This window comes from Streptomyces sp. NPDC048664 (assembly GCF_040650555.1).
Classification (GTDB): Bacteria; Actinomycetota; Actinomycetes; order Streptomycetales; family Streptomycetaceae; genus Streptomyces.
Genome location: NZ_JBEZHK010000013.1, coordinates 151,715 through 177,223, shown reverse-complemented (window position 1 = coordinate 177,223; position 25,509 = coordinate 151,715). Strand labels below are relative to the sequence as shown.

26 protein-coding genes are annotated in these 25,509 nt (G+C 71.1%); 23 read left to right on the top strand and 3 right to left on the bottom strand.

The features are described 5' to 3' along the window. The first annotated feature begins 548 nt into the window (after positions 1-548). The 7 genes from AB0C59_RS17125 (at position 549) to AB0C59_RS17095 (ending at position 5,403) form a co-directional block, all read left to right on the top strand. On the top strand, positions 549-1,175 hold the full coding sequence (locus AB0C59_RS17125; protein WP_363005197.1) for a TetR/AcrR family transcriptional regulator: 627 nt from the start codon (positions 549-551) through the stop codon (positions 1,173-1,175). Between the two features lie 49 nt (positions 1,176-1,224). Further along, entirely contained in the window at positions 1,225-1,605 is a 381-nt protein-coding gene (locus tag AB0C59_RS17120) for a hypothetical protein (protein WP_363005195.1), read from the top strand. 113 nt (positions 1,606-1,718) lie between these two features. Beyond that, positions 1,719-2,168 (top strand): hypothetical protein, encoded by a 450-nt coding sequence (locus AB0C59_RS17115; RefSeq protein ID WP_363005193.1) that lies wholly within the window; start codon positions 1,719-1,721, stop codon positions 2,166-2,168. Between the two features lie 169 nt (positions 2,169-2,337). Beyond that, positions 2,338-2,694 carry a hypothetical protein gene (locus AB0C59_RS17110; RefSeq protein WP_024126702.1) on the top strand — a complete coding sequence of 119 codons (357 nt, stop codon included), beginning with the start codon at positions 2,338-2,340 and terminating at the stop codon, positions 2,692-2,694. A 126-nt stretch (positions 2,695-2,820) separates the two neighbouring features. After that, the gene (locus AB0C59_RS17105; RefSeq protein WP_363005191.1) at positions 2,821-3,801 is read left to right on the top strand and encodes a hypothetical protein; all 981 of its coding nucleotides are present in this window, start codon (positions 2,821-2,823) and stop codon (positions 3,799-3,801) included. A 329-nt stretch (positions 3,802-4,130) separates the two neighbouring features. Beyond that, positions 4,131-5,036, top strand: a complete 906-nt coding sequence (locus AB0C59_RS17100) for a hypothetical protein (protein WP_363005189.1) — start codon at positions 4,131-4,133, stop codon at positions 5,034-5,036. Further along, the gene (locus AB0C59_RS17095) at positions 5,029-5,403 is read left to right on the top strand and encodes a hypothetical protein (protein WP_024126706.1); all 375 of its coding nucleotides are present in this window, start codon (positions 5,029-5,031) and stop codon (positions 5,401-5,403) included. Before AB0C59_RS17100 ends, AB0C59_RS17095 begins: the two co-directional genes overlap by 8 nt. Positions 5,404-5,510: 107 nt before the next feature. Here the strand turns inward: AB0C59_RS17095 and AB0C59_RS17090 are convergent, their stop codons facing one another. From AB0C59_RS17090 to AB0C59_RS17080, 3 genes are all read right to left on the bottom strand, one after another. Then, entirely contained in the window at positions 5,511-6,776 is a 1,266-nt protein-coding gene (locus AB0C59_RS17090; RefSeq protein WP_363005187.1) for an HTH domain-containing protein, read from the bottom strand. 284 nt (positions 6,777-7,060) lie between these two features. Further along, positions 7,061-7,765 (bottom strand): beta-ketoacyl-ACP reductase, encoded by a 705-nt coding sequence (locus tag AB0C59_RS17085; protein WP_024126708.1) that lies wholly within the window; start codon positions 7,763-7,765, stop codon positions 7,061-7,063. 43 nt (positions 7,766-7,808) lie between these two features. After that, a complete protein-coding gene (locus tag AB0C59_RS17080; RefSeq protein WP_363005185.1) occupies positions 7,809-8,678 on the bottom strand; it encodes a helix-turn-helix domain-containing protein in 870 nt (289 codons plus the stop codon). A 98-nt stretch (positions 8,679-8,776) separates the two neighbouring features. Here AB0C59_RS17080 and AB0C59_RS17075 point away from each other — a divergent pair, with 98 nt between their 5' ends. The 16 genes from AB0C59_RS17075 (at position 8,777) to AB0C59_RS17000 (ending at position 25,470) form a co-directional block, all read left to right on the top strand. Beyond that, the gene (locus tag AB0C59_RS17075) at positions 8,777-9,649 is read left to right on the top strand and encodes a helix-turn-helix transcriptional regulator (protein ID WP_024126710.1); all 873 of its coding nucleotides are present in this window, start codon (positions 8,777-8,779) and stop codon (positions 9,647-9,649) included. Between the two features lie 68 nt (positions 9,650-9,717). Then, entirely contained in the window at positions 9,718-10,689 is a 972-nt protein-coding gene (locus tag AB0C59_RS17070) for an MBL fold metallo-hydrolase (protein WP_363005183.1), read from the top strand. Positions 10,690-11,003: 314 nt separating this feature from the next. Next, the gene (locus tag AB0C59_RS17065) at positions 11,004-11,534 is read left to right on the top strand and encodes a hypothetical protein (RefSeq protein WP_363005181.1); all 531 of its coding nucleotides are present in this window, start codon (positions 11,004-11,006) and stop codon (positions 11,532-11,534) included. Positions 11,535-12,057: 523 nt separating this feature from the next. Continuing rightward, complete coding sequence (locus tag AB0C59_RS17060; RefSeq protein WP_363005179.1) at positions 12,058-12,636, top strand: hypothetical protein; 579 nt, start codon at positions 12,058-12,060, stop codon at positions 12,634-12,636. Continuing rightward, positions 12,591-13,550 (top strand): ATP-binding protein, encoded by a 960-nt coding sequence (locus AB0C59_RS17055; protein ID WP_363005177.1) that lies wholly within the window; start codon positions 12,591-12,593, stop codon positions 13,548-13,550. Before AB0C59_RS17060 ends, AB0C59_RS17055 begins: the two co-directional genes overlap by 46 nt. 19 nt (positions 13,551-13,569) lie before the next feature. After that, the gene (locus tag AB0C59_RS17050; protein ID WP_200402270.1) at positions 13,570-14,256 is read left to right on the top strand and encodes a flagella basal body P-ring formation protein FlgA; all 687 of its coding nucleotides are present in this window, start codon (positions 13,570-13,572) and stop codon (positions 14,254-14,256) included. Then, positions 14,256-15,077 (top strand): hypothetical protein, encoded by an 822-nt coding sequence (locus AB0C59_RS17045; protein ID WP_024126717.1) that lies wholly within the window; start codon positions 14,256-14,258, stop codon positions 15,075-15,077. Before AB0C59_RS17050 ends, AB0C59_RS17045 begins: the two co-directional genes overlap by 1 nt. After that, positions 15,074-16,639: a CpaF/VirB11 family protein gene (locus AB0C59_RS17040; RefSeq protein WP_024126718.1), complete on the top strand. Its 1,566-nt coding sequence runs from the start codon at positions 15,074-15,076 to the stop codon at positions 16,637-16,639. The genes AB0C59_RS17045 and AB0C59_RS17040 overlap by 4 nt, the downstream gene beginning before the upstream one ends. Further along, a complete protein-coding gene (locus AB0C59_RS17035; RefSeq protein WP_266552325.1) occupies positions 16,636-17,565 on the top strand; it encodes a type II secretion system F family protein in 930 nt (309 codons plus the stop codon). Before AB0C59_RS17040 ends, AB0C59_RS17035 begins: the two co-directional genes overlap by 4 nt. Next, positions 17,562-18,461 carry a type II secretion system F family protein gene (locus tag AB0C59_RS17030; protein ID WP_363005174.1) on the top strand — a complete coding sequence of 300 codons (900 nt, stop codon included), beginning with the start codon at positions 17,562-17,564 and terminating at the stop codon, positions 18,459-18,461. The genes AB0C59_RS17035 and AB0C59_RS17030 overlap by 4 nt, the downstream gene beginning before the upstream one ends. A gap of 27 nt (positions 18,462-18,488) precedes the next feature. Beyond that, positions 18,489-18,686, top strand: a complete 198-nt coding sequence (locus AB0C59_RS17025; protein WP_024126721.1) for a hypothetical protein — start codon at positions 18,489-18,491, stop codon at positions 18,684-18,686. Then, positions 18,683-19,105, top strand: a complete 423-nt coding sequence (locus AB0C59_RS17020; protein WP_024126722.1) for a TadE/TadG family type IV pilus assembly protein — start codon at positions 18,683-18,685, stop codon at positions 19,103-19,105. Before AB0C59_RS17025 ends, AB0C59_RS17020 begins: the two co-directional genes overlap by 4 nt. Beyond that, on the top strand, positions 19,102-19,539 hold the full coding sequence (locus AB0C59_RS17015) for a TadE/TadG family type IV pilus assembly protein (RefSeq protein WP_363005172.1): 438 nt from the start codon (positions 19,102-19,104) through the stop codon (positions 19,537-19,539). Before AB0C59_RS17020 ends, AB0C59_RS17015 begins: the two co-directional genes overlap by 4 nt. Before the next feature lie 12 nt (positions 19,540-19,551). After that, on the top strand, positions 19,552-19,989 hold the full coding sequence (locus AB0C59_RS17010; RefSeq protein WP_024126724.1) for a hypothetical protein: 438 nt from the start codon (positions 19,552-19,554) through the stop codon (positions 19,987-19,989). 5 nt (positions 19,990-19,994) lie between these two features. Continuing rightward, complete coding sequence (locus tag AB0C59_RS17005; RefSeq protein WP_363005170.1) at positions 19,995-23,831, top strand: LysM peptidoglycan-binding domain-containing protein; 3,837 nt, start codon at positions 19,995-19,997, stop codon at positions 23,829-23,831. A 196-nt stretch (positions 23,832-24,027) separates the two neighbouring features. Beyond that, positions 24,028-25,470: a DUF2637 domain-containing protein gene (locus AB0C59_RS17000; protein ID WP_363005168.1), complete on the top strand. Its 1,443-nt coding sequence runs from the start codon at positions 24,028-24,030 to the stop codon at positions 25,468-25,470. Positions 25,471-25,509: the final 39 nt, after the last annotated feature.

Below are 25,509 nucleotides of genomic sequence, written 5' to 3'. Positions count from 1 at the left end.
CCCGCAAGTCCTCGGAGAGACCGTCATGCTGCGCCTCGACCCCGCCACTACGAACGGCTCGGCCGTGGCGTTCCTGTTCCGCACGTGATAATTCCTGCGCGATGCCGGTCCCGGGCGCCGGCCGGAGGCGGCGGAACTGGCCGACGCCGTGGAGGACATGGCCGTCGGCCTCGGCCTGGACCCGGCCAGCCCCCAGCGCAAGTCGAGCTGGCTGGCACGGAGAGGTGTTCACCGTCTTCGGGCTGCGGGACGACCGCGCCGACGTGCTGCTGATGGCGGGCGTCATTCCGGGCGAGCATGCCGATGCCGCTGTTGAACTGGACGGCGACGAGCTCGACTTCTCCCGTTGGCCGACACCGTCCGCGCTGAGTCCGGGGACGCAGCCGCCAGGGCCGCGCGGGTGCAGGTCAGGCGGCAACGTTGGGATACCCACCCCAGGGCGTTGCTTATTCATGCTTCAATGTGTAATGTGATTGAACGTCGGGTCCGGCGGCACCGCCCCCAGACCTGGACCACCCCCCTTCCTTCCTCCAGCTCAGGAGACGACTGTGCCCACCCGTGTCGTGACCCGCACCCCCGACCGCCGCGTGCCCAGCCAGCGCGGCCTCCAGACCCGGCAGAAGCTGATGGACGCGACGATCCAGCTTCTCGCCACCCGGCCCTACCGCGACATCAAGGTGATGGACATCGCCCAGGAGGTGGGCACGTCGCCCGCGACGTTCTACCAGTACTTCCCCGACATCGAGGGCGTCGTCCTCGAAGCATCCGGGCTCCTGGCCAAGGAGACGAAAGCGGCGCTCAAGGACTTCAAGGACGGCTCCTGGTCCTCGGACGGACTGCCCGGCGCCGCCCGGATGGTCGACGCCGTACTCGACGGGTGGAGCGGCCACCTTCCGGTCGTGCGCGTGCTGACCGCCGTCGCGGCCGAGGGCGAGCCCCGCTTCGTCAAGGCGTACGCCGCAGCCACCCGGCCCATCGCCCGTGCACTGACGGCAGCCACCCAGACGACCACACCCGACGGCGCAGGCAAGGAACTCGTGCACGCCCTCGTGTCCGGCCTGACTGCCGCCGCCGGACACGAGAGCGCCGGAAGCGTCCAGGGACTGACCAAGTACCAGAGGCGCCAGGGACTCGCCCGCCTCGTCCACGCCGCCGTGGCCAGCACCACCGCCTAACCCGCGCTCCGAACACCGGCCCAGTCACAACCAACACGGGGAAACCACCTTGATCCAGCCAGCCTCCCTCGCCCTCGGCTTCGGCCTCGGCGTCCTGATACGCGCCCTTGCTCTGCGCATCCGTCCGCGCCGCCCCCCGCTTCCCCTCTCGGTCGCCTCGCCGAGCCCCGACCTCATCGCCGCCCTGTCTGTGGCCGTCGCCGAGCGGTACCCGAACCTCGGAGGGTTCGACTACGCCACCATCAGCGTCTTCGAGCGCAACGCACCGCAGAGCACGGTGCACCTCTACCCCGCGCGCGGCCCGCACCGGGGCGCCATACGCCTGGACTCCACAGACCCGAGCAGCGCCAGCGGCAGGACGGCCCGGCTGCTGGCCGAGATGAGCCTGCCCCACGTCGGCGTCCTGGTCATCCCGCTCAGCCCGCGCTGACCCGGCCCGCGCCCGCCCCGGCTCACTCCCCCCGGGGCGGGCCCCCAACCGGCCGCCTCGACAGACCCGAGAGCGCCGGCCAACTACCACTGGCACGAACCGAGGAGAACGCCATGGGCGCCATCGAGAAGCACGAAGCCCTGATGTACGGGTACCGCCTGGGAGGCCCGGCCGACAACTGGGAGGGCCTGACGAACGAGCTGGTCCGGTACACCGACGACGTCGACGGCTCATCCTTTCTGATGCCGCGCGTGCCGTGGGAGACAGAGGACATGCGCGAGGAGAACCACCCCGACTACTTCGCTGCCGCCGCGGAGGAGCGACTGGCCGCTAACGGCCTGGGGTCGCTGCTCCTTCGGACGTACTCGATCGGGTGGGAAGAAGACGGACACATCCTGGCGGCCGTCGTCCGCCAGCCCGAAAGCGGGCCCCTCACGCTCGACCCCGCGTCGATGAGCGCCGCATCCCAGCACGACGAGGCCTTGAAGCGGGCGTTGTCCGTGCTGGAACTACGGGCCCGCGCCAGCAAGCCCGAGTGGATCATGGCGAGCTACTACGCGTAGCCCCGGGGTGGGAGGGCTCCCGTCACTCCTCTTCTTCGTCGTCGGCACAGACCGCCGCCCGCTCCAGGTGAGAGCGGAAGTCCCCGATGCCTCCGACGCCCGCCCTGACCATCGCCGAGACCTGACGACCCGCGAGCACAGCCAGAATCTCTTCCCCAAGGAATCCCCCATGACTTCCATCGGTACCGCCCGGCATTTCCAGCCCCACGGCACGCCCGGCCACATCTGCCGCGACCACAACCGGGCGGTCCTGGCCCCGGCCGTCGCCGTCGAGGCCCTCCGCCAGGGCCTCGGTCCCGACCTGACCGACGCCCAGCTCGACCACTGCGCGGAGATCGCCGAGCGCAACCCGCTGTCCGACACTTCCCGCGCCGCCGTCCGTACCGCACTGGAGCCCGCGCTGTCCGAGCGCAACTCCCCGGCGACCGTGCATCATCGGCTGTTCACCCTCCCGCCCGGGCACCCGCTGCGCGTCCGCGTAGGCGACACCGAGTACTTCCTGGTCCCCATCCCCATCACCCTGTGACCTTCCGCTCTCCGCAGAGAGCGGGCGGCCGGAAACCAACACCCTTCACCAGCGCGTCCGGCCCCGGCCGGACGCGTTTTGGCATGATCCCCTCGACCGAGATCCGGTACCTGACAAGGGGGAACCATGCCCGTGCGCCTGCGCCACGTCCTTCCGATCGTGCTCCTGGCCGGCACGGTCCTGATCTCCGGCTGCGCCGACTCCGACAGCGAGCCCAAGGCCGACGGGCAGACGACGAGCAGCACCCCCGCGGCACGGCCCTCGCCCTCCACAGTGCTGCCGGACGGCATCGTGAAGCCCGGAACGCCGCTGCCGGTCGGCGACGGGGCGTGGACGGTGACGCTGCAGGGCTTCGAGCGGCAGCCGGCCGGGGCCGTGCCCGGTGTGCCGGCCGGCTCGAGCGCGTACAGGGCGCGGGTGACCGTGGCCAACCAGCGGGAGCAGGTCGCGACCGCGCCGCAGACCGCCGTCACCGCCCGCTACGGAGCTCTCGGGCGCACCGCTGCCGAGGCCACCGACAGCAGCGCGTCCTCTTCCACGGACGAGCCGCAGCAGGTGCGCCCCAACGGCTCCGTCGACAGGGATGTGAAGCTGGTGCTTCCCGAGCAGGCCCAGGGCCTGCCGGTCACGGTGACCGTGGAGGCGACCGAGGAGGGGCTGGCCGAGCCTGAACTGCTGTTCTTCGAAGGTGCCTTGCCGGGCGGTACTGCCGCTTCCCCGGACCCGCAGGCGCCGCAGGGTGCGCCGGCCGGGCAGTCGGTCACGCCGCTGGGGCAGTGGAACGGCCAGGTGCGCGTGGGCAAGGTGACGGTGAGCGGCGAAGGTGCCTCGCGCACCGGGAGCCTGGAGCTGAGCGTGGTCAACCGCTCCGGCGACCCGATGTCCGGCCTGGGCACCACCCTGCGGATCCTGACCGGCCAGGAGCTGCACCTGGCCGCCACCGTCCGTCCGGTGTACGGGTACCGCGACGCCGCGATCGCCCCGTACCGCACCGCCACACAGACCGTCTCCTTCCGCGTCCCGGAGACAGCCATCGGCGGCCCGGTGACGGTCGAGGCCATCGACGCGGGCGGCTCCAAGGTCACCTTCGAGGGCACGCTCGGCTGAAGGAGCCCACAAAAAGTTCGGGCGGAGTGTCACACCGGCGGCTTCGGCCGCACCTGTAGGAGGTGAACGGTGCCTTCTCCGACCCGAACAGGACTTCCTCACATGGCCCCTCGCCTCCTGGCCGCCGGCCTCGTGCTCGCCGGTGCGCCTGCCGCCTCCGCCTGCAGCCCGCTCACCGTCCCCGGCTCCACCGCAAACGCGGCACCCGCTCACGCCCCGGCCGCGGCGGGCCAGCGATGAGGCCGGCCGCCGCACAGCCTCAGCCCTTCGATGCAGACCGGGATCGGTGGACCCACGCCGTCCAGGAAGCCGCCCGGCTCCATCACTCCGTGGGCGCCGAGCTGGCCATCCGGGCTTCGACCCCTGCCGCTGCTCGGGGCGCCATGGAGGCACTGCTGCTGATACGGGAGCGGACCCGGGATGGGTGGCTGCGCTGGGACATCTTCGGGCCGCACCCTGCGGGTGTGCTGCGCGAGGCGGGCTTCTTCGACCCGGAGCAGCACCGGCTGGGGCGTTGGATGTGCCGGAGCGTATGGGGACGCCGCCCGCCCCAGTACATCTGGACGCTGGGATGCCTCGTGCTTCCCCGGCCCCTCCCGGTCGGCCGGACCGCGCTGTTCACCGTGACTGCCTTCGCCGTTCTGGGTCCGGCGACATCCCTGCTGCCGGCGGCCACCGGTCTCCTGGCGGCTGGCGCGGCCGGCATGGCCGCGGCCGCCGGTCTGCCCGCGGCCGTCCAGCGCTTCACCCGGCGCCGCGTGCGCGTCGTCGAAACGAGCAAGGCGTACGCGGCGGTCTTTTACCGGCTGCTGGCCGACGAGCAGCGCCTGCGCATGCTCGCCGAGCGCAGCGGGCGCTACGAGCTGGCGCGCGCGGCGGCGGTGCTGCCGCGGCTGGTGTGGGACGCGGCCGGTCTCGTGCCGCTGGCGGCGGACAACGTGGAAGCCCGCGACCTTCTCCTCGGATACGCGCAGTCGCTCGCGCTCCTGGTCGACCAGGCCGTCGAGGTCGGACGGCGGGAGGAGGCGGTGGAGTCGGCGATCCGCGACGACCGCGTGGCCGTAGTGCCAGTCAGACCCGCGCTGCCCGAAGGGCTGCTGCCCCGGCAACTACTGGACGACGCACGGCTGGAACTGGAGGAGCTGGGAGAGGGACTGCTCCATGCCCGGGAGGTCCTGGGCGGGGCTCACGACGACCGAACTCAGTCTGCAAGGAGCGGAGAGAGCGATGAGTGAGCACGAGCGGACCGGCCGACGCGTCCCGTGGCGGGAGGCGAACCCGGAGGCCTACGCCGAACTGAGGCGTACCTGGGGGGTGATCGGTCACAGCAGCGTCCTGATGGTGCTCAGCCTGAGCCTGATCGGTACATCGCTGACGCTGGGCTACCTGCATTGGCCCGGCTGGCTGGAGACCTTTGCACGTCTGGGCGCCAGCGGCGCGGCGGTCGGCTGCGGCGCGATCGGTCTGTGGCGGCTGGTCCGTGCCCTGTTCCGGTCGGTGCGGGCAGTCTTCCGCACGCGCCGGCGCGGCGCCGAGGGCGCGGCGCAGGGGGAGACCGTCGAGGAGTCCGTGCCCGAGGCCGCCCCGGCAGCGGGGTCCTGAACGGGCAGGGGGCGCCGTGTTCCGGTTCGAGAGCTTCGCGGTCGGGTTCCTCGTCGGCGCCGTGGCCTGGTGCGTGCCGTACGTGCGTGGCCTGGGTCGGCGCGGGGTCACCAGGGGGCTCGTTCCCTGGCGTCGCAGACGGCCTCCCACTCGGCGAAGGTGAGGCACTGCTCGGCGGTGCGCGTGCGGCGGGCCCGGTCCGCCTCGGCGAGCGAGGCGAGAATTCGGTCGCGGATGACGAAGCCGGGCGGTTCGGGCTCCGGTTCGACGGGCGGCGACAGCCTGGTGAGGCGGGCGCGGACTGCGTCCATGGCCTCCCGAAAGGCCGCGTTGGGCGGGACCCCGCAAGGCGTGTCCTCGCCGCGGCAGGGGTCGGCAGCGGGCTCGTCGTGGCCGGTGGTCTCGCTCCAGCGGGCCATGATCATGCTGGCCGGGGAGGCTGGCCGCCTGGGCACGCGCCAGACCGACAGGTCGGCGGCGAGGTCGGCGGCGGAGAGGCCGGTAGCGATCCAGGGCCGCAGGGCGAAGGCGAGGCGGCGCAGTCCCTCGCCCTGGGTCCATGGCACCCGGGGGCGTATCCAGGCGGCGACGGAGACGGCGTGTGCGGCCTGGCTGGGGCTGGCTCGGTAGGGCTCGGGCACTGCGTGTCGGCGGCGGGGCCGCGGCCTCGCGCCGTGGGGCGCGCTGGTGTTGTTCTTTCTCCCTCTCATCTCAGCTGTAGGACGTGGGTGGTTGGTCTTACAGGAAGGGGTGTCACGGCGGCGGGAGGGGCGGGTGCGGCGGCGGGAGGGGCGGGTGCGGCGGCGGGCTTCGGTGATGGCCAACTGGCGTCCGTGTTCGGTGAATCCGATGTGCCGGGCGTGATAGCCGTGGCCGCGCACGCGGTGGCCGACCGCGTCGTCCCAGGCGCGCGGGACGACGGCGGCGTAGATGGTGGCGGTGCCGGCCCATTCGCCGCTTCCGGCGGGTCGGGTGTTGGTCCGGCTTCCGTGGACGGCCCAGACGAGGAGGCCGAGTTCGCGCAGGATGGCGATGTGCCGCTCCAGGGTGCGCCGGCTGATGCCGAGGCGCTTGTACGTTGTGTCGCGGCAGTAGGCGACGTGCCCGTCGGCGTTCAGGCGGGCGGCGAGGTCGCGGGCGACGCGCAGTGTGGTGTTGCCGGCTTTGGGGTGCAGGCGCTGGGTGATGGCCCAGGTGGCGGCGCGCAGAAAGTCGCCGCGCCGGGTGCGGCGGGACGCGGTGGTGCCGATTTCCTGGTCGGCGTGGTCGCGGACCAGGATGTATCGGTTGTTTGTGGATATTCGGTGTTGTCCGCGCGGAAGGCGCGGTGGAGCGGCGGCGGCGTGGACCGGCGCGCGGGCATGCTGCATCATGGGCAGGGCACGCCCTCCTTTCGGGCATGCGTGAGCCCCTCTTCGGCGGGGCCGGTTCTTCCGGAACCAAGTGATCCGCCCTGGCAGGGGCGGTGTTGCCCGGTCTGCGGACCGGGTTCTTCACCAGGCGGGCTGGACACTCGCCGGGTGGTGGCAGAGATGCGGCGGGCGGGCCGAGGTGCTGGACACACCAAGGTCTTGCTGCCGCGGGGCAGCCCACGGGGGACTGCCCACTGTCAGATCATGTGCTCATCGGACTCCAGCGTGGCGGGCGGTCACGGTGGTCAGTGGCCCATGCCGGCGCCGCCGTCGACGGGCACCACGGCGCCGGTGATGTAGGCGGCCTGCTCGGAGGCGAGGAAGGCGACGGTGGCGGCGATCTCCTCGGGGCGGGCGAGGCGGCCGAGGGGGATCTGGGTCTTGAGATTCTCGAGCTGCTCGTCGCTCAGCGCCTCGCTCATGGAGGTCTCGGTGAGGCCGGGGGCGACCACGTTGAACGTGATGCCGCGGGAGCCGAGTTCGCGGGCCATGGAGCGGGCGAAGCCGACGAGGCCGGCCTTGGAGGCGGCGTAGTTGGCCTGGCCGCTCTCGCCGCGCAGGGCGACGGCGGAGGAGATGTACACCACGCGGCCCTTCTTCGCGCGGAGCATGCCGCGCGAGGCGCGCTTGGTGACGCGGAAGGCGCCGGTGAGGTTGGTGTCGAGGACGGAGGTGAAGTCGTCCTCGCTCATGCGCATCAGGAGCTGGTCCTTGGTGATGCCGGCGTTCGCGACGAGGACCTCGACGGGGCCGTGCTGCTCCTCGACCTCCTTGAACGCGGCGTCGACCTGGGCGGTGTCGGTGATGTCACAGCGGACGGCGAGCAGGCCCTCGGGGGGTTCGCCCGAGCGGTAGGTGATGGCGACGCGGTCGCCGGCCTCGGCGAGGTGACGGGCGATGGCGAGGCCTATGCCGCGGTTGCCGCCGGTGATCAGGACTGAACGGGACACGGGGTGGCGCCTTTCTGTGGTGCTCGTGGGGGTTTGCAGTCAATCAGCTGGCCCGGCGCGTGCCGGAACGGGTGAGGTGTCCGCTCATCGCCGCGGCGGTGTCCATCACGGCAGTCACGTACCGGGCGCGGGTGGCGGCGCGTCGCATGGGCGCGTCCTTGGCCAGCAGTGCGACCGAGCCGGCGACGGCCGAGCCGTACCAGATGGGCGCGGCGATCATGGTTCGCCCCTGGAGCGGGGACGGCCCGATGGCGTGACCTTCCTCACGGACGTGGGCGATGTCGATCTTGTGGTCGCTGACGGAGCCGAGGCAGGCGAGGATCGCCAGTCCGGCCGCGTCGGCCTCCAGAGGTGCTGATTCAAGAGATCGCAAAGCGATCTGAGGTGATGTAAGGATCTCGTCAGCGTGTGACCCGTATGCCCGTTCCGCGCAGATTCTCATCGGAGTGCCGATCAGATGCGGTCGGTAAACAAATGCGGCCTGACCAGTTCGCGACTGTAGTGTGACGATCTCTGCCCTCACCGCGGGAGAGGGCGGGCCGGCCTGGAGAGGCTGGGCGGGTGTCGATGAGGGGGGACCGTGCAGCGCGTCAGTCAGCGCGTAGCGAGCACGCGGCCCGCGCTGTTCGACGGCGCCCTCCCGCATCAAGGCCTGCAGATACCGGTGAGTGGTCGGCGCGGGAAGCCCCGCGGACTCGGCGACCGAAGCCAGAGGGTGTTCACCCGGTCCGAGACGGATCAGCGCGCCGAGCACCGCCATGGTGCGTGCCACGGCACCGCCCGTGCGGTCGGACGGGGTGGCAACGGGATGCAGCAACGCGAACTCCCCCTCGCGGTTGTCGAGGACCTTCGCGTCTCCCACAACGCGGGTTCGATCCAGTGCGCGATTCTTCCCGGCCAAGATCCCGCTCACCAGGCTCTGAATTTTCCGGTCCTCGAATTTCAGGAGCGAGCGCTTCCGGTATATCGCGGGGTCGACACGGGGACGGCAACACGGGGAAGGGTGCAAAGTTGAATCAGAAGGAGGCGTTGCAGCAGCTGCTGCAATGGAAGCGCGGAGAGATAGACCCGGTCGAGCTCGGCTGGCCCAAGCGCACTGGCCGGGGCCGGCGCTCACGGGGACTGTCTCAGGCGCAGGTTGCCCAGGCGCTGTTCGTCACGGAGAAGACCTACGCCGAGTTCGAGCGAGGGAACACGTCCCAGCCGAGCACCGAGTTCCTCGACAACGTGGCCAAGGTGCTCAACATGGAAGAGCGCGAGCGGACCGCGCTCTACGTCTACGCGATCGGCTACGAGCCGCCGTTCCCCATGGACCCGATGGCTGGGACGAACGTGGATCCGGCGTGGCAGGTGGCTGTCAACGGCGTGTCGGGACAGCCCTGTTACATCAACGACGTGGCCTGGAACGTGCTGGCCGCCAACGACGACTTCAAGCTCATGTTCCCCCAGCCTGAGGGAAGATCCCCCGAGCTGCCTGAACGCAACCTGATCCGGTGGATGCTGCTGCGCGAGGACGCGCGCGAGCACCACCTGGTCGACTGGGACACGCGCTGGGCACCGCAGGTCGCAGCCCAGCTGCGCACTGCGGTCGCCGCGCACCCCGACAACGCGGATCTCCGGCAGCTCGACAAGGAGGTCAACGACGACCCGGTGGCGGGGCCGATCTACCGAGACCACAGCCTCGCGTACATCCACCCGGACGGCGACGCGCGGCCGATGCGGCACGCCGGCTACGTGACCCCGCGCGGCACCGAGGACCACCGCACCCGGTGTTGCGACCGGCATGCGCCGTCCCAGCTGGGCACAGTCACCATGTGCGCCGCCCAGCCGTTCGGCAGCCCGGGCGCCCGGTTCTTCCTCCTGCCATTCGTGCCCCACATCTGACGCTGCCGCGCGGCCGCTTCGGCGGAGAGATTTCCTCCGGGCGGCCGCGGCACGCACAATGCATGCCCATGGCATCCACTGACCTGAAGCAGATCGCGCCCGGCGTCTTCGCCTGGCAGCCCGGCCACGAGGCAACATGGGGCCTGGCCAACTGCGGTCTCGTCGTCTCCAAGGGCCAGGCCCTCGTCATCGACACGCCCTACACACCCGCCCTGACCGACGCCTTCCTCACCGCGGTCCGCTCAGCCGCAGGCCCGGACGTCCCGCTGGACCGGGTCGCCGTCACCCACGCCAACGGCGACCACACCTGGGGCCTTCAGCAGCTTCCCGGCGCCGACGTCTACGCCACCCACGCCGCCCTCGAGCACCAGTGCCTGGAGCCGAGACCGGAACAGCTGCAAACCCTCATCCATGACACGGACCCCGGCCAGCCCCTCGGCTGGTACTTCCGGGAGCATTTCGGCAAGTTCGACTTCGCGGGCATTGAGGTTCTCCCGCCGACCACGACGTTCACCGGACGCCATGACCTCGAAGTCGGCGAGATAGCCGCGGAGCTGCTCGAAGTCGGCCCGGCCCACACCGTCGGCGACCTCATCGTCCATCTGCCCGAGCGGCGCGTTGTCTTCGCGGGCGACATCGTCTTCGCGGGAGACCACCCCTCGCACTGGGCCGGCCCACTGGAGCGCGTCGCCGCCGCCTGCGCACGGATCCTGGACCTCGACCCCGAGTGGATCGTCCCCGGCCACGGACCGCTCATGACCCCCGACGACCTGCGGGGCTACATCTCCTACCTCGACGACCTCGCGGACCAGGCGTATGTGATGCACGGCCAGGGCCGGACGGCCGTCGATGCCGCACGCATCCTGATCAAGGAAGACCGCTACGCCGGCCTCGGCCTGCCCGAGCGGCTCGCCATCACCCTCAGCACGGAGTACCGCCACCTCGACCAGGACACCACCGCCCCGGACCTGCTGAAGCTGATGGACCACGCGGCACGCATTGCCTGGGACCGCTCGTCGACCGGCCCTCTCGCACCCTGAACTCTTCACCTGGCAGCCGTGCACGGCGCGAATTCCGGCTGGTGAAACAGCGCGGCCCACTCCGTTCCGATCATTGAAATAGGAACCGCCCGCGTAGCTCGGGGGCTTGCCCCCGAGCTCGCCCAAGCAGTCAACTACCGACGTCGGCGCGCCGTGTAAGCACGGGGGAGCGCCGCTCAGGCACCGAGGGCCCTCCCACGCCCGTTGACGTGCGCGGTCGAGCAGCACGCCGTTGCTGCACTCGATTCCGGATGCCGCCGCCGGCCCCCCGGCGGCGGCATCCGCTCGAAGCCGCCTCGCTCCAGGGAGAGTTCATGAGCCGCGCAGCCATCGTCTTGCCGGTCCCCGCCGCCGTCCCCGAGTTCCTCGGCCACCGCATCGAGGGCCTCCGCCACACCCTCCGCGCCGGCCGCCGTGAAGAGGCCCTGGCGGCCGCCCGGACCATCAGCGACGAGCTCGCCGAGAGCCACGGCCCCCTGCACAACTACACGCTCCACGCCCTCGAGCTCGTCGCCTTCTGCGCTCAGATCGCCGGATACCCAGCCATGGCCACCGACGTCTCGGTGTACACCGCAGCGGCCTGGCAGCGCCTTCTGGATGCCACACACCACCAAATCCGGCGGCAGGCCCGCAACGGTGCGGCCTCCTGGCTCACCGTCACCGACGCGCACGACGCCGTCCGGACCGGAACGGCCCTGCTGACGCTGCTGCAGTCGGTTTACGGCAAGAACCACCCCTCCACCCCGTTCGTAAAACGTCGACTTAACGCCATTACCGGCGGCGACCAGGAGGCTGCCCGGAATGCTCTGCGGGCCACGGGGCCGGCCTTGCTGATCAAGCCGTGAAGTCCTTGGCCACAGCGTTTCCAAATCGCCCGCGCCAGAGGCATATACCGGAAGTGCTGCTACCGGAAAAAACGGGGCCTGGCTGCACCTGATCTTTCTGGCCAGAATCAGGCTCGGACTGATCACGTTGTGGGAGACGCGGCGTCCGTGACCGCGAGGGGGAAATCGCGTTGCGACATCTAGGAACTGGACTCGTGCCATCCGGGTCCGCATCACTGCTACGACCGGCCGACCTCCGGTCGGGAACCAGGTGGATGACCGAGTCGACCATCCAGGCTTCGGTGCGAAGCGGCCCTGTTCACACGCTGGCACCTCGTCATCCGTGGCTCACCCACGGCACGACGCCCCTGCTGCGGCTGGGAGCCAGGCACTGGCCCTGCGCCGTGGCCGTAGGCTCGCCGGGTCCTGGCCTGGCGTGCATCTCCAGAGCCGGCGAAGCGCGGTAGAGGACTCACCTCGCCGCGTTTTGTCCGCCCTGAGCGCGCGTCAGCACCCGTACCCGACTCCTGAAGGGGATCTGCCGATGGCTTCGACCACCCACCACCGCACCCATGTCCTGCGACTCGCAGGTGCCGTCCTCACGTGCACCGTCGCAGCCGGCGCTCTGGCCGGCTGCGGCTCCGACACACCCAAGAAGAAGACGGCCTCCTCGCCCTCGGCCACTGCCTCCTCGGCTCCGTCCAACGATCCGGACCAGGCAGCGAAGGACAAGGTCCTCGCTGCGTACACGAACATGCGCGAGGTCCAGATCAAGATGGCCGCGGACGGAGATCTGCACACCGAGGAACTGGCTAAGTACGCCAGGGGCGATGCCGCCACCGACCTCAAGAAGTCGGTCCTGCGCAACGAGTCGATGGGCATCAAGTTCACCGGCCGTCCGGAGATGAAGCCTCAGGTCACCGCCGTGAACACCAAGGGCAAGACCGCAACGGTCACCGACTGCTTCGACGCGACCAGCTGGAAGCCCGTCTACAAGGACTCCGGCAAGGAGCTCAAGCTCGCCGAGCAGCGCCTGAAGTACCCCGTCACGTCCCAAGCCACGCTGGAGGGCGACACATGGTTCGTCACGAAGATCACAGCCGATCGCACAAAGGGCTGCTGATCCGTTCTGCCCGCACAGTGGGCGTCCTTGCGGTACTGACCGCCCTGACGCCGGCCGGCCTCGCGTACGCGGGCAACGGCGCCGGCCACTGCTCCGACGTGGACGTGTGCGTCGACGTCGGAACGCCCGGCAAGCCCGGTGGAGGCGGAGGCGGCGGCACCGGCGGAGGAAGCGGCGGGGGCGGCGGAGGCGGGAGCGGCAACGGGATGTGCAAGCTCGTCGACGACACCGAGATCCCCTGCGCGCCCGGGTACAACCCGGCCGACCGCTGCTTCTACGAGCTCATGGATCCCCAGCCGCCGTCCGGCCCGGGCCACACCGACATGAACGGGGCAGACACCACGGGTCCCGGCGCCTTCTACATGAGGGACTGCATCGTCAACGACGTCGGCGGCATCGTCTGGCTGACGGAACCGCCCGCCGGTCTCCTCCCCGACCCCGAAGTGCTGGCGCGTCAGGCCCGGGACAAGATGACTCTGCTGGGTGCGAACATCGGCAGCTCGCCCGGTCCGGACGCCCCTGGTCTCGTCGGCATGCCCGTCTGGCTGTGGAACAACAAGAGCGACACCACCTGGGGTCCCAACAGCGCGACGGCCGCCGTCCCGGGACTGTCGGTGACAGCCACGGCGCGCGTCACCAAGATCACCTACTCCATGGGAGACGGCGGCTCGGTCACGTGCACGACCGCGGGCACGAAGTACTCCAAGGCCTACGGGGACAAGTCCTCGCCGGACTGCGGCTACCGCTACACCAAGGTCTCCGCTGACCAGCCGGGCGGGAAGTTCACCGTCACCGCGACCAGCTCCTGGGAAGTCACCTGGCAGGCGTCGAACGGTGCCAGCGGGACGCTGCCCGACGAGATCCGTACGTCCAACACCACAGCGCGCGTCGGCGAGCTGCAGGTTGTCAACTAGCGCAAGGAAGACCATCACAATGCCGCGAACCAAGCAGCCGACGGCACCCTCCGAGCCGGGCTCCGCGCCTGTGCTGCTGCCGATCACCAACGACGCCCCACGCCGGCGCCGACGCCCGGTGGTCGTCGGCGCCGGCCTGGCGCTCGCCGCCGTGGGCGCCCTGGTGTCGGTGTGGCTGGTCGACGAAGCCGGTGACAAGGTCTCGGTCGTTGCCACCCGGCACCCCATTGCGGCGGGCGAGAGCATCAAGGCGTCGGACCTGGTGGCCACCGAGATATCCCACGGCACCGAGCTGCGCTCGCTGCCCGCTTCCCACGCCTCCGACATCATCGGCAAGCAGGCCGCATCCGACCTGCCGGCCGGCGTGCTGGTCACCGAGGACTCGGTGAGCGACGGATCCAGCGTGACCAAGGGCAAGTCGGTGGTGGGCATCCTCGCCAAGCCCGGCCAGTTGCCCATCCAGAAGCTGCGCACCGGTGATGCGGTCACCATCGTCCACACCCCGCAGGACGGCAGCGCCTCAGCCTCCTCCAGCAAGGCCGGCTCCACCCCGGACAGTCTTCCTGCCGTCGTGTCCCGCGTCGGCGCGCCCGACGCCAACGGCGCCGTGGTCGTCGACGTTGCCGCGCCCGAGGTGAACAGCACGTCACTCGCCGCCTGGGCAGCGAGCGGTGACGTGGCCATCGTCCTGAAGGCGACGAGCTGATGGCGGTCATCGCACTGGTATCGGGAAAGTCCAGCGGCGTCACCTGCTCGGCGCTCGCGCTCGCCCTCTCGTCGCCGAAGCCCTCCCTGCTGGTCGAGGCCGACCCCGCCGGCGGCACGATCCGGGCCGGCTACCTGGGCGGAGAAGGCAGCGCAGCCACCGGACTCCACCGCCTGGCGGCCGCGGACCGACAGGGCACCCTCGCACGGGAGTTCTCCCATCACTTCGTCAGCCTGGACCGCGACAACACCGGCCAGCGCATGCTCCTGCCCGGACTGACCGACCCCACGCAGGCCGCATCCCTCAACCGCACCTGGGACCCCATCTCCCGACTGCTCGGCGTGATGGACCAGACCGGCCACGACGTGATCATCGACGCGGGCCGCATCCTCACCGAGTCCGAGACCCGGCTGTCCACCACCCGCTACCCGACGCCGCTGCTGCACCGCGCCGACGCCGTCCTCATGGTGGTCCGCACCACCCAGGCCTCGATCGCGGCTGCCGCGCCCGCCATCCGGGTCCTGAGGGAGGAACTGGCCCACCACGGCACGGGCTCCGACGCGCTCGGGCTGCTGCTGATCGAAGAGGGGTCCTTCAACTCCAGCCAGGTGCAGCAGCACTTGCAGGCGCCGGTCGTCGGCATGCTCGCGTGGGATCCCGACACCGCCGACGTCTTCACGCACGGGGCCTACAAGAAGATGCCGCGCACCCTTCTGCGGTCCGCGCGCACGGCCCACCAAACGATCAATGAGCTGGTGACCAGGCGGCGCGTGCAGCTGCGGCCGGCAGGAATGCAGGTGGTCACCGGGAGGGCATCATGACCGACACCAGGCCGGAGACCCCGGCCCCCGACTACACCGCCCTCTTCGCCCAGGCGCTCCAGGAGAGCCCCACGCAGGACGCGCCGGTTCTTCGACCCTTCCCTGCGCAGGTTTCTCCGGCCGGCATCCCCCAGGGCCTCGTCCGGGTCCCCGACACCGCGGCGCCGACCGCGCTTCCGGTCGGTCACGAGGTTCTCGCCGAGCTGCGTTCACAGGCCAGCATGAAGATCGGCGAGGCCGCCGGTGCCGACGCCTCCATGACCGAGCAGGACCGCCGGCAGCGCGGACAGTCGATCATCAGGCAGGTCGTCTCGGAATGGGCAACGAAGTACGCGGCCAGCGGCTCGGACCTGACGCCCCAGCAGGAGCGTGCCGTACGCGAGGCGGTCTTCGACGAGCTGTTCCGCGCCGGCCGTCTCCAGCCTCTCCTGGACGACCCGAACGTCGAGAACATCATCATCTACGGCGACAAGGTGCGCGTCGACTACGCCGACCGTCCGACCCGCACCTGGGACCCGATCGCGAAGACCGACCGCGACCTGATCAACCTCATCAACCACCTGGCGCGCATGCAGGGGCAGGGCGAAAGGGCGCTGACGCCGGCCACGCCGAACCTGAACCTCCGGCTGGCCGACGGATCGCGCCTGGCGGCCTCGGCATACGTCACGCCGCGGCCGAGCATCGTCATCCGGCGCCACCGCACCCGCGGCCAGGGCCTGAACGACCTGGTGCGCTGGGGCACGATCGACGCCTCGCTCGCGCACTTCCTGACCGCCGCGGTCAAGGGCCGCAAGAACATCATCGTGGTCGGCTCCCAGGGCGTGGGCAAAACGTCCCTGCTGCGCGCCATGGCCCGGGAGATCCCGAGCACCGAGCGCGTGGGCACGCTGGAGTCGGAGTACGAGCTCCATCTCCACGAGGACCCCGAGGGCCCGGAGGTCGTCGCCTACGAAGGACGCGAGTCCAACGGTGAGCGCGGCCCGGACGGCAAGCTCCAGGGCGAGCTGACCCTGTCCGACCTCTTCCCGCAGCTCCTGCGTATGTCGCTGCGGCGCGTGATCGTCGGCGAGGTCCGCTCCAAAGAGGTCGTGCCGATGCTGCACGCGATGAACGAGGGCGAGGGCGGGTCGATGGCCACCCTGCACGCCCGCAGCCCCCAGCTGTCGATCGAGCGCTTGGCCACCCTGTGCCTGGAGGCCGGGATCGGCATGACCGAGGCCCTGGCCTACCGGCTCATCGCCCAGGCCGTCGACTTCGTCGTCTACGTACGGCTGGTCGACGAGACCGAGCTCGTCGGCCACGACGGCAGGCCGGGGCGCAAGCACCGGTTCGTCAGCCACGTCATGGAGATCACCGGCATCGGCGAGGGCGGTCGCCCCTCCCACCAGATGGTCTTCGCTCCCCGCGAGCAGGACGGGCGCCGCGAGCCCAGGGCCGTGCCCCACGGGAACATCTCCCAGAGCTGCCTGGAAGACCTCGTCCGGGCCGGGCTGGACCGCACCGTCCTGCAGCGGCCGTGGGGCAGCTGGGGCGCGCCGCTGGAAACGGTGGTGCCGCTGTGACGCTCACCCTCGAATCCCTGCTCGCCGCGCTCGGCGGTCTCGCCGCCGTCGGCGGACTCGCCCTGGCGGTCGCCGGCGGCGTCGGCTGGGCACCCTCGACGACGGTGCGCCGCCGCAGCCGTCTGGAGCGCAAGATCCGGGCAGTCTTCGTCAAGGACGCCCGAACCCCCACCTCCTGGTGGGCCCGGGGCCAGACACGCCTGGTCGGCTCTGCGGTGGCGGGCCTTGGCGTGTGGCTGTTCACCGGCTGGCTGATGGGCGGCCTGGTCACCGTCGCCGTCGTCATCGGCCTGCCCTGGCTGCTGAACACCTCCGGTTCCGGCAAGGCACAGATCGACAAGCTGGAGGCGATCGAGGAGTGGATGCGGCGCATGTCGGACATCCACACCGTCGGCGTCAGCCTGGAGGCCACCATCCAGCGCAGCCTGGAGACCGTCCCGGGCGCCATCCGCGAGGAGGTCCGCCTCCTCGTCTCGCGCCAGCAGGCCGGATGGGTGCCCCAGGACGCCTACCGCGCGTTCGCGGACGAGCTGAACGACGCGATGGTCGACGAGGTCGCCGCCCTGCTGATCCTGCACGTCGAGGACCGGGGCAGCGGGCTGAGCAAGGCGCTGCGTGAACTTGCCGAGGCCCTCCAGCATGAAGTGCTCTCACGGCGCGAGGTCGAGGCCGACCGGCAAAAGCCCCGCACCAACGACCGCTGGGTGACCATCTTCTGCCTGGCGATCTTCGGAATCACCGCGTTCTCCGGCGCCTACGTCGAGCCCTACGACACCGTTGCCGGGCACCTCGTCCTGGCCTTCGTCGCCGTCGCCTTCGTCCTGGTCAAGATCTGGATGCGACGCATGGCGATCCTCGAACCAGCGCCCCGGTTCCTGTCGCCGGCCGACCGCTCCGGCGGCCAGATCGCCAAGGAGGCGCCGTGATCTTCTCCCCCTATGCCATTGTCGGCGGCGCCGTCACCGGACTCGGCCTGGTCATCGCCGCCCGCGGCGTCCTGCCCGGCCGGCCAGACCTCGGCGACGTGCTGTCCCGCATGGATGCCACCCGGCTCGAGAACCTCGACCGCAACCGCGACAGCCAGCCCAACTCCCTCATGGAGAAGGCCGGCGCCCTCCTGCTCCGGACGGCTGGGGAAGGCACCCTGCGCCTGCCCCGCCAGCAGTTGGAACTCGTGGGCCGGTCTCCCGCCGCGCACCTGGGACGCAAGATCGCCCTCGCGCTGTACGGGCTGCTGCTGCCCGTGCTGGCGGTGGGGCTGGCCAACCTGGCCGGCTACCCCTTCCCCGTGGCGATCCCGGCGATGGCGGGCCTCGGCCTCGCGATCGTCTTCTGGCTCCTGCCGGACCTGCAGCTCAAGCAGCAGGCCGTGGAAGCCAAGGACGACTTCCGGTACGCCGTCAAGGCGTACCTGCGCCTCGTCCAGCTCGAACGCGCCGCGGACGCCGCCCCCACCCAGGCCCTGAAACGGGCTGCGGAAGTCGGCGAGGGCTGGGTCTTCGCGAAGATCCGGGACACGATCACCCGCTCCGAGCTCGAAGGCATCAGCCCGTGGGAGGGCCTCAAGCGTCTCTCCCTCGAACTCGACGTCCCCGAACTCGGCGCGCCGGCCGACATCATCGCGATCGCCGGTGAGGAGGGCGCAGCCGTCGGCGACACCCTCGGCGCGCAGGCCAAGTCGCTCTCCGGCGCCCTGGTAACCAAAGCGAAGGCACAGGCCAACATGGCCTCCGAAAAAATGGTGATGCCCGTCGCGATGCTCGTCCTGATCATGACCGTATACATCGGCTATCCCGCGATCGCGCGGATCATGGCCAGCTAACTCCCTGAAGAGACAAGGAAATCCACGATGGGCAACGACCCCAACTTCACCTTTCTGAAGACCTTCTTCAGCGCCCGGATCGAGCGGCTGCGCAACGTCCGCGACGACCGAGGCTCCGTCTCCATCGAGACGATGATGATCGTCGCGGGCCTCGTCGTCGTGGCTGCGATCGCCGCCGCTGTCATCCTCACCAAGGTCAACGAGAAGGCCAACGAGATCAAGTGATCCGCCTTCGCCGGACTCTGCGCCGTTGGTCCCGCGCGCTCGCCGAGCGCGACGTGCGGGACCGCGGAGCCGTGTCCCTGGAAATGCTCATCGTCTTCCCTGTCGTGCTGCTGATCATCCTGCTGGTCGTCCACGTCGGCCTGTGGTGGCACGCACGCAATGTGGCGATGTCCGCCGCGCAGTTGGGAGTTGAGTCCGCCCGAGTACGAGGAGCGTCCGCAGGGACCGGCACGGCCGAGGCCCGGGAATTCCTCTCCAGGGCCGGCAGCAGCATCTCCGGCACGTCCGTCAGCGGGAGCAAGGGAGCCACGGTGACCATCCGCGTCACCGGCTACGTCGACACCATGATCCCCGGCCTGAAACTCAAGATCGACCAGCACGCCGACGCGGCCGCCGAGCGCATCACGGAGGCACGGTGACCATCGCCGAACGACTCCGCGACGACCGCGGCGCGCTGTCGCTGGAAGCGGTCATCCTCTTCCCCGTCCTCATTCTGGTGCTGCTGCTGGTCATCGCGTTCGGCCGGATCGGGTCCGCCGACAACGCCGTCGACACCGCGGCCCGCAACGCAGCGCGCGCAGCCTCGCTGGAACGCACCGGCGGTGCCGCCAGCTCCGCCGGCTCGGCAATGGCGCGCAGCGTGCTCAGCCAGCAGGGACTGCAGTGCACGTCCACCTCGGTATCCGTCTCCACCGGCGGGTTCGCCGCGCCGATCGGTGAGCCCGCCTCGACCACCGCCACCGTGACCTGCGTGGTGAACCTCTCGGATATTGGATTGCCCGGACTGCCCGGATCCAAGACTCTGACCAGCAGCTTTACCTCGTCAATCGACTCCTACCGCCAGCGCGGCTGACAGGACCACCGCATGCCACCCGCCCGCTTCGCCCTCACCCAACGGATCCGTCGTGCCCTGCGCAACGACCGGGGTGCGATGAGCGTGTTCGCCCTCGTGACCATCGTGGCGCTCTTCGCCGTGGCCGCGCTCGTCTACGACGGCGCCGGCAGGCTGCGAGCGCTCACCCACGCCGAAGGCGTCGCGCACGAGGCAGCCCGAGCCGGCGGCCAGGCCGTCGATGCGGGCAAGGCGATCGCCGGCGAGGGCATCACCGTCGACCGCAACGCGGCCGTCGCCGCGGCACGGACCTACCTCAGCCACGCGGGGGTCAGCGGCACGGTGAGGGTGAGCGAGGACGGCGGTTCCCTCGAGGTGACCGTGACCGAGTCGTACCGCGCCGTATTCCTCAGGGGAGCCAGCGGGTCCGTCACCGGCCACGGCAGCGCCGACCTCGTATACAAGGGGTGACGATCATGAGAAACCGCAGTGCCGCCGCCACCCTGGTCCGTGCGCTCTTCGCCCTGGTGACCCTAGTCGTGCTCCTGGCGGGCGTGCCCGCCGTCCTGCTCGGCATCGGGGTCCTGCCCGACCACGTCCCCGGCTTCGACGAGATCACCACCGCGCTCACCAGCCCCGACTCCGGCCAGCTGTTCCTGGGCGCCATCACCCTCATCGGCTGGTACGGCTGGCTGAGCTTCGTGGTCTCGGTCGTCCTGGAGACGGGCGCCGCGCTGCGCAACGTCCGGGCCCCCCGGATCCGCATGCTGGGCGGATCCCAGCAGCTCGCCGGCGCTCTCGTCGGCGGCATCCTCGTCCTGCTGCCGACCAGCACCGCGATGGCCAGCCCCGCCAGCGCAGCCCCCGCCACCGTGGCCACGGCCAGTGTGACCGCCGACGCCCACTCCGCGACGGCCACCGCGGCCAAAGCGGCGTCCTCTACTTCTGCGGCCTGGGACGGCCCCGTCCACCACGTCCAGGACGGCGACACCCTCTGGGACATCGCGGAGAAGCGCCTGGGCGCCGGCATCGAGTGGCACCGGATCATCGACGCCAACGAAGGCGTACGCCAGGCGGACGGCTCCCTCGTCACCGCCGACACCACCGTTCTGCAACCCGGCTGGACCCTGCGCCTGCCCGCCGACGCCTCCCCCGACCCGGCAGCCGACCAGGACGGAGCCCGGGCACAGACCGCCGACTCCAAAGCCGCAGCCCAGACCCACACCGTCCGCGCGGGCGAGACACTGTCCGGCATCGCCGAGGACGAGCTCGGCAACGCCGACGCCTACCCCCGGATCGTCGAGGCGAACAAGGGCGTCAAGCAGGACGACGGGCGCGCCCTCGACGACCCCGACGAGATCTATCCCGGCTGGAAGCTGCAGATCCCCACCGCAGCCGGCAGCGACCGGAGCGACTCGAAGCCGGACGAGGCGCAGCCGCCACAGGAACAGCCCGCCGACCAGGACAAGGCCGAGGAGCGGCCCGGCGCCGAGCAGACGCAGCCACCCGCCCAGGACGATTCGGGCCCGGGCGCTGACAAGGGGGAGAAGAGCGACCAGGCCCCCGGCGGCCAGGGCGCGGACAAGGACCAGCAGGACGGCGGGCAGCCGACCGCCCGCCCCGACACCCCGAGCGAGCCGCCGGCCGCGCAGAGCCCGGCGCCCGACCGCGAGCGGGAGCAGCACGGCACGCCCACCCAGGCGCCCGAGGCGCACGACACGGCGGAGGCCGGCGACAGCGCCGACACGAGCGTGCGGACGATCGCCGCGGCGGGGAGCATCCTGGCCGCGGCAGTCCTCGCGGTCGTCGCGACCCGACGGGCGCACCAGCAGCGCCGACGGCGCCCCAAGCGGCGCATCCCGATGCCCTCCGGTGCGACCGCCGACTTCGAGAAGCAGCTGCGCGTGGCGTCCGACATCACCGGCACCGCGCTCGCCGACCGCGCCCTGCGTACCCTGGCCGCGAACTGCCGCCAGAACGGCCGGCCTCTGCCCGAGGTCGAGGCGATGCGCATCACCGCGCGCGGCATCGAGCTCCACCTGGCCGCCGTCACCCCGCCCGTCGCTCCGTTCACCGAGCATGAGGACAACCCGACGGTGTGGGTGTGCCCCGCACGCGGCGCGGCCCTCCTCAACGAAGACGAGGCCGCCGACATCACGGTGCCCTACCCCGCCCTGGTCAGTCTCGGCGAGACCGAGGACGGCGACGCGGTCCTGGTCAACCTGGAGGCCATCGGCCTGCTGCGTCTGGCCGGCAGCCCGGCCGACGTTCGCGCGGTCATGCTCGCCCTCGCCGTCGAACTCGCGTCCTCGCAGCTGGCGCCCGACAGCCAGGTCCTCCTCGCCGGCGCCGGAAGCGACCTGCACCACCTCTACCCCGACCAGATCGAGCACCACGCTGATCTCGGCCCGGCCACCAGCGACCTCCAGGCGCACGACGCCTTCCAGCGCCAGGCCCTGACCGACGGCGGCCACGACCACCTGCGGGCCGCCCGGCTGGTCGAGGACGGCGGCGACACCTGGATCCCCCGCATCCTCATCGCCACCGCCCCGCCCACCGGCGCGGCGGCCGCCGAGCTCGAGGACCTCCTCGCCTCCCGGCCCCGCACCTCGGTCGCGGTCGTGACCGCCGCAGGCGGCGAACTCGACCTGCCCGGCGCCTGGACCCTGCCCGCCCAGCCCGGCACCCTCGTCGAACTGCCCGACCTGGACCTCGCGGTCAAGCTCCAGCACCTGGACGCCGACTCCTACGACCGGCTCGTCCAACTGATCGCCACCTCCAGCCGCACCGACGACGTCCCCCCGCCGGCGTGGACCGGTCACACCGGCCCGGCCGATTCCAATGGTCCCCGCCCCGCCTTCACCGTCGGCGAGGGCTCCGCGCTCGCTCCGGAGACCTCTGCCGTTCCCGCGGTGACCGCGGTCGCCGCCCAGGGCAGCGGCCTGGCGACCGCTGTGCCGAGCTTCACCGGCTTCTCCGCCGCTCGGACGCCCGACGACGCCCTGACCGGCAGCGGCGACGACTGGCAGGAGGACGGCAGCGCCCTCTCCCCCGCGGTCGCGGGCTCCCCCGCCCTCGACGAGCCGGTCGACGGCGACACCGACAGCAACTCCGCTGGCGAGCCCACCGGCTGGGTGACGCCCGAGCCTGCTGAGGATGACGACCCCGAGGAGGCGTCCGCGCTGGGTGCCGAGGTGTGGGAGACCGCCGAGCCGAAGCAGGACTTCGAAAAGGTCCTCGACGAAGTGCTCGGCGAGCGCGATGACGACTCGCCGCTTCAGCCCGACGAAGAAGAGGTCGGCTCTGGTCTGTCCGCCGACGCGCTCGGCGACGGCCCGGACGAGGAGGAGACGCAGGAAGGGGACTCGGCCATGACCGGCGACCAGGACGAGGACGAGTCCGGCCTGACCGCGGCCGCGCTCGGCGAGACCACGGCATCCGCGACAGCGGCCGAAGCGCGGATCATCCCCCGTCCCAGCGCCGCGACCTCCACCGTGCTGGCCGCGCTGGCCACCCCGCCGGCCGAGCCCGAAGACCCCCAGGTCCAGGTCCTCGGCCCGGTGACACTGGCCGGCGCGCAGGGCCGGGTGGGCAGCAACCGGCGCAACCACCTTCTGGAGATCGCTGCCTGGCTCGTGCTGCACCCGGGCCTGGGCCGCCAGGACCTCGACAACGCGATCTGGCCCGGGCTGCGCAAGACCTCCAGCACCCGCAACACCGCGATGTCGCGGCTGCGTTCCTGGCTCGGCCCCAACCCTCACGTCCCCGCCGACGACCCCCGCAGCGCCTATCTTCCCGCGGTCACCGACGGCATCTACCGGCTCGGGCCCGCCGTCACCTCCGACTGGGACCGCTTCAAAGAGCTGTACCAGCAGGGCATGCACCACGACGGGCAGGACGCCGACGTCGCCCTCGCCCACGCCCTGGCTCTCGTGCGCGGCCGGCCCTTCGCGGACATCGACCCCTCCAAGTACGCCTGGGCGGAGGCCGACATCCAGGAGATGATCAGCGCGATCGTCGACGTCGCCCACGAGCTCGCCGAACGCCGCCGCCAGGTCCGCGACTACCGGGCGGCAGCCCAAGCTGTCACCAAGGGCATGCTCGTGGACTCCCAGAGCGAGTTGCTCTACCGGGACCTCTTCACGATCTGCCACGAGATGGGCGACCGCGAGGGCCTGGAGCGCGCCGCCGCCCAACTGGCCCGGATCAACGCCGAGGAGGGCGTCGACTCCTCGCCCGAGACCCGTGGCCTGCTGCGCACGCTCCTCAAGGGCGAGAGGAACAAGCCCACTTTGGGGTCTGCGGCCTCATGACCACGACCCGCTCGAAATTCACCGACCTCCGGTGTCACACCGCACCGCTCGATCACACCTGTAGAGAGCGAGGGGCCTCTTCGGCCGACCATCCGACGAAGGAGACCGCGCACATGAGCCGCCGTCGGCAGCACGCCGCCGTCCCGCCCGCCGGGCCCGCCATCCCCGCGGCACGCTCCAGGGAAGGGGGCCGCCGATGACCACCTTCCAGTGGGCGCTGTCCGCGGGTCTTGCCGTGGCCGGGATCGGGACCGCGACAACCGTCGCCCTGCTGCTGGGCAGCCGCCGCAGGGCCGCGGAGCAGAACGCCACCACCGAGGAGCGCGCCGCGCTCGCCCTCCAGCGCCGCAACGCCTGGCAGCGTCGCCTCGCGGTGATCGCGCTCGGTATCGGCTGTCTGATGATGTTCGTGCTCGCCGGTATCGCTGCCTGGCTCTCCTTCGGGGCGCAGCGCGAGTACGCCCACGCGCACAACGGCGGCGACTGGGACGCGGCGACCGGCTTCGCGCTGCTCCTGGACGCCGGTGCCCTCAGCCTCTCCCTCATCCGCTTCTTCGAGGCCCTGACGCTGCGGTCCTCAGCGATCACGCGGATCCTTCTGCTCGCCTTCGTGTCGGCCTCGGCGGCGATGAACCTGCTCCACGCCCCCGGGTCGGGAGCCGGCAGTGCGTTCCTCGCGGTGGTCCCGCCGCTGGTGTACGCGATCCTGCTCGAGATGCTGCTGTACAAGATCGAGCAGGTCATCATGGGCCGGCAGAAGCGCCGCAAGGCCGACAGCGAGCGGGCCTACAGCCTGCTGCTGTGGCTGCCCTGGCCGATCGGCGCGCCGGTCAAGATGTGGAAGGCGTGGCGGACCGAGCTCCTGGCGACCGTCGACAACGTCCGCGTGATCGGCTCCCAGCGCCCCCGACCGGTCGCCGCCGCGGCCGAGGTGACCGTGGAGCGCGCCGACTCGGCCGCCATCGTGGACACCGCCGCGGTCGGCGCGGTGCCGGTCAACGCGCTGGCCAGCGCCCCGAAGTCCGCCGTTGGGAAGGCCGAAGAGGCTCCGGTGGCCGCAGTGGCCCCACCCGCTGCCTCGGCGTCCGCGGCGGTCATCACGCCGCAGGAAGAGGAGGCGGCCACGCAGGAGGCCCCGGTGCCGGCCGTGGCGGTCGAGCCGCGCCCTGCGGCCGTTCCCGAACCGGAAGCAGAGCAGGACCCCGAACCTGAGGAAGAACCTGCCGCGCCCACCGCGACGGCCTCGCCCACCGGTCAGCCCGACGAGGAGCCCGTACCGGGCGGCGGCGCCCCCGGTGACGAGGATGCAGAAGAGGAGGAGCCCGACCCCGAGCACGACACTCCGCCGCACGACGAGGAAGACGAAGAATCTCGGGAGCGGCTGAGCATCGACATCGACCTTTCAGTGCTGCCGAAGAACCTCACCCAGCGGCAGCGGGCCGAGCGGATCTACGTCGCCCACCAAGCCGCCGGCGTGGCCCTGTCGCAGACCGACCTGGGCAAGTGGGCCGGGTACAAGAACCCCAACTCCGGCGGCAACGAATACCGCCGGCTGGAGAAGGAGCACGGCCCCATCGTCGTCCGCGAGGGCGCCACCCACGTCGACCTGAACTGGTCCCACCAACCGGTAGCCGCCTGAACGTCCAGCTCCCCCAACTCCCCGGCCGGCACGCCCCCG

Bases quoted from the DNA above. Each gene is read 5' to 3' on its own strand.
- AB0C59_RS17115 (WP_363005193.1), top strand. From the start codon at position 1,719: ATGGGCGCCATCGAGAAGCACGAAGCCCTGATGTACGGGTACCGCCTG.
- AB0C59_RS17110 (WP_024126702.1), top strand. From the start codon at position 2,338: ATGACTTCCATCGGTACCGCCCGGCATTTCCAGCCCCACGGCACGCCC.
- AB0C59_RS17105 (WP_363005191.1), top strand. From the start codon at position 2,821: ATGCCCGTGCGCCTGCGCCACGTCCTTCCGATCGTGCTCCTGGCCGGC.
- AB0C59_RS17095 (WP_024126706.1), top strand. From the start codon at position 5,029: ATGAGTGAGCACGAGCGGACCGGCCGACGCGTCCCGTGGCGGGAGGCG.
- AB0C59_RS17090 (WP_363005187.1), bottom strand. From the start codon at position 6,776: ATGATGCAGCATGCCCGCGCGCCGGTCCACGCCGCCGCCGCTCCACCG.
- AB0C59_RS17070 (WP_363005183.1), top strand. From the start codon at position 9,718: ATGGCATCCACTGACCTGAAGCAGATCGCGCCCGGCGTCTTCGCCTGG.
- AB0C59_RS17065 (WP_363005181.1), top strand. From the start codon at position 11,004: ATGAGCCGCGCAGCCATCGTCTTGCCGGTCCCCGCCGCCGTCCCCGAG.
- AB0C59_RS17060 (WP_363005179.1), top strand. From the start codon at position 12,058: ATGGCTTCGACCACCCACCACCGCACCCATGTCCTGCGACTCGCAGGT.
- AB0C59_RS17055 (WP_363005177.1), top strand. From the start codon at position 12,591: ATGGTTCGTCACGAAGATCACAGCCGATCGCACAAAGGGCTGCTGATC.
- AB0C59_RS17050 (WP_200402270.1), top strand. From the start codon at position 13,570: ATGCCGCGAACCAAGCAGCCGACGGCACCCTCCGAGCCGGGCTCCGCG.
- AB0C59_RS17045 (WP_024126717.1), top strand. From the start codon at position 14,256: ATGGCGGTCATCGCACTGGTATCGGGAAAGTCCAGCGGCGTCACCTGC.
- AB0C59_RS17040 (WP_024126718.1), top strand. From the start codon at position 15,074: ATGACCGACACCAGGCCGGAGACCCCGGCCCCCGACTACACCGCCCTC.
- AB0C59_RS17025 (WP_024126721.1), top strand. From the start codon at position 18,489: ATGGGCAACGACCCCAACTTCACCTTTCTGAAGACCTTCTTCAGCGCC.
- AB0C59_RS17010 (WP_024126724.1), top strand. From the start codon at position 19,552: ATGCCACCCGCCCGCTTCGCCCTCACCCAACGGATCCGTCGTGCCCTG.
- AB0C59_RS17005 (WP_363005170.1), top strand. From the start codon at position 19,995: ATGAGAAACCGCAGTGCCGCCGCCACCCTGGTCCGTGCGCTCTTCGCC.
- AB0C59_RS17000 (WP_363005168.1), top strand. From the start codon at position 24,028: ATGACCACCTTCCAGTGGGCGCTGTCCGCGGGTCTTGCCGTGGCCGGG.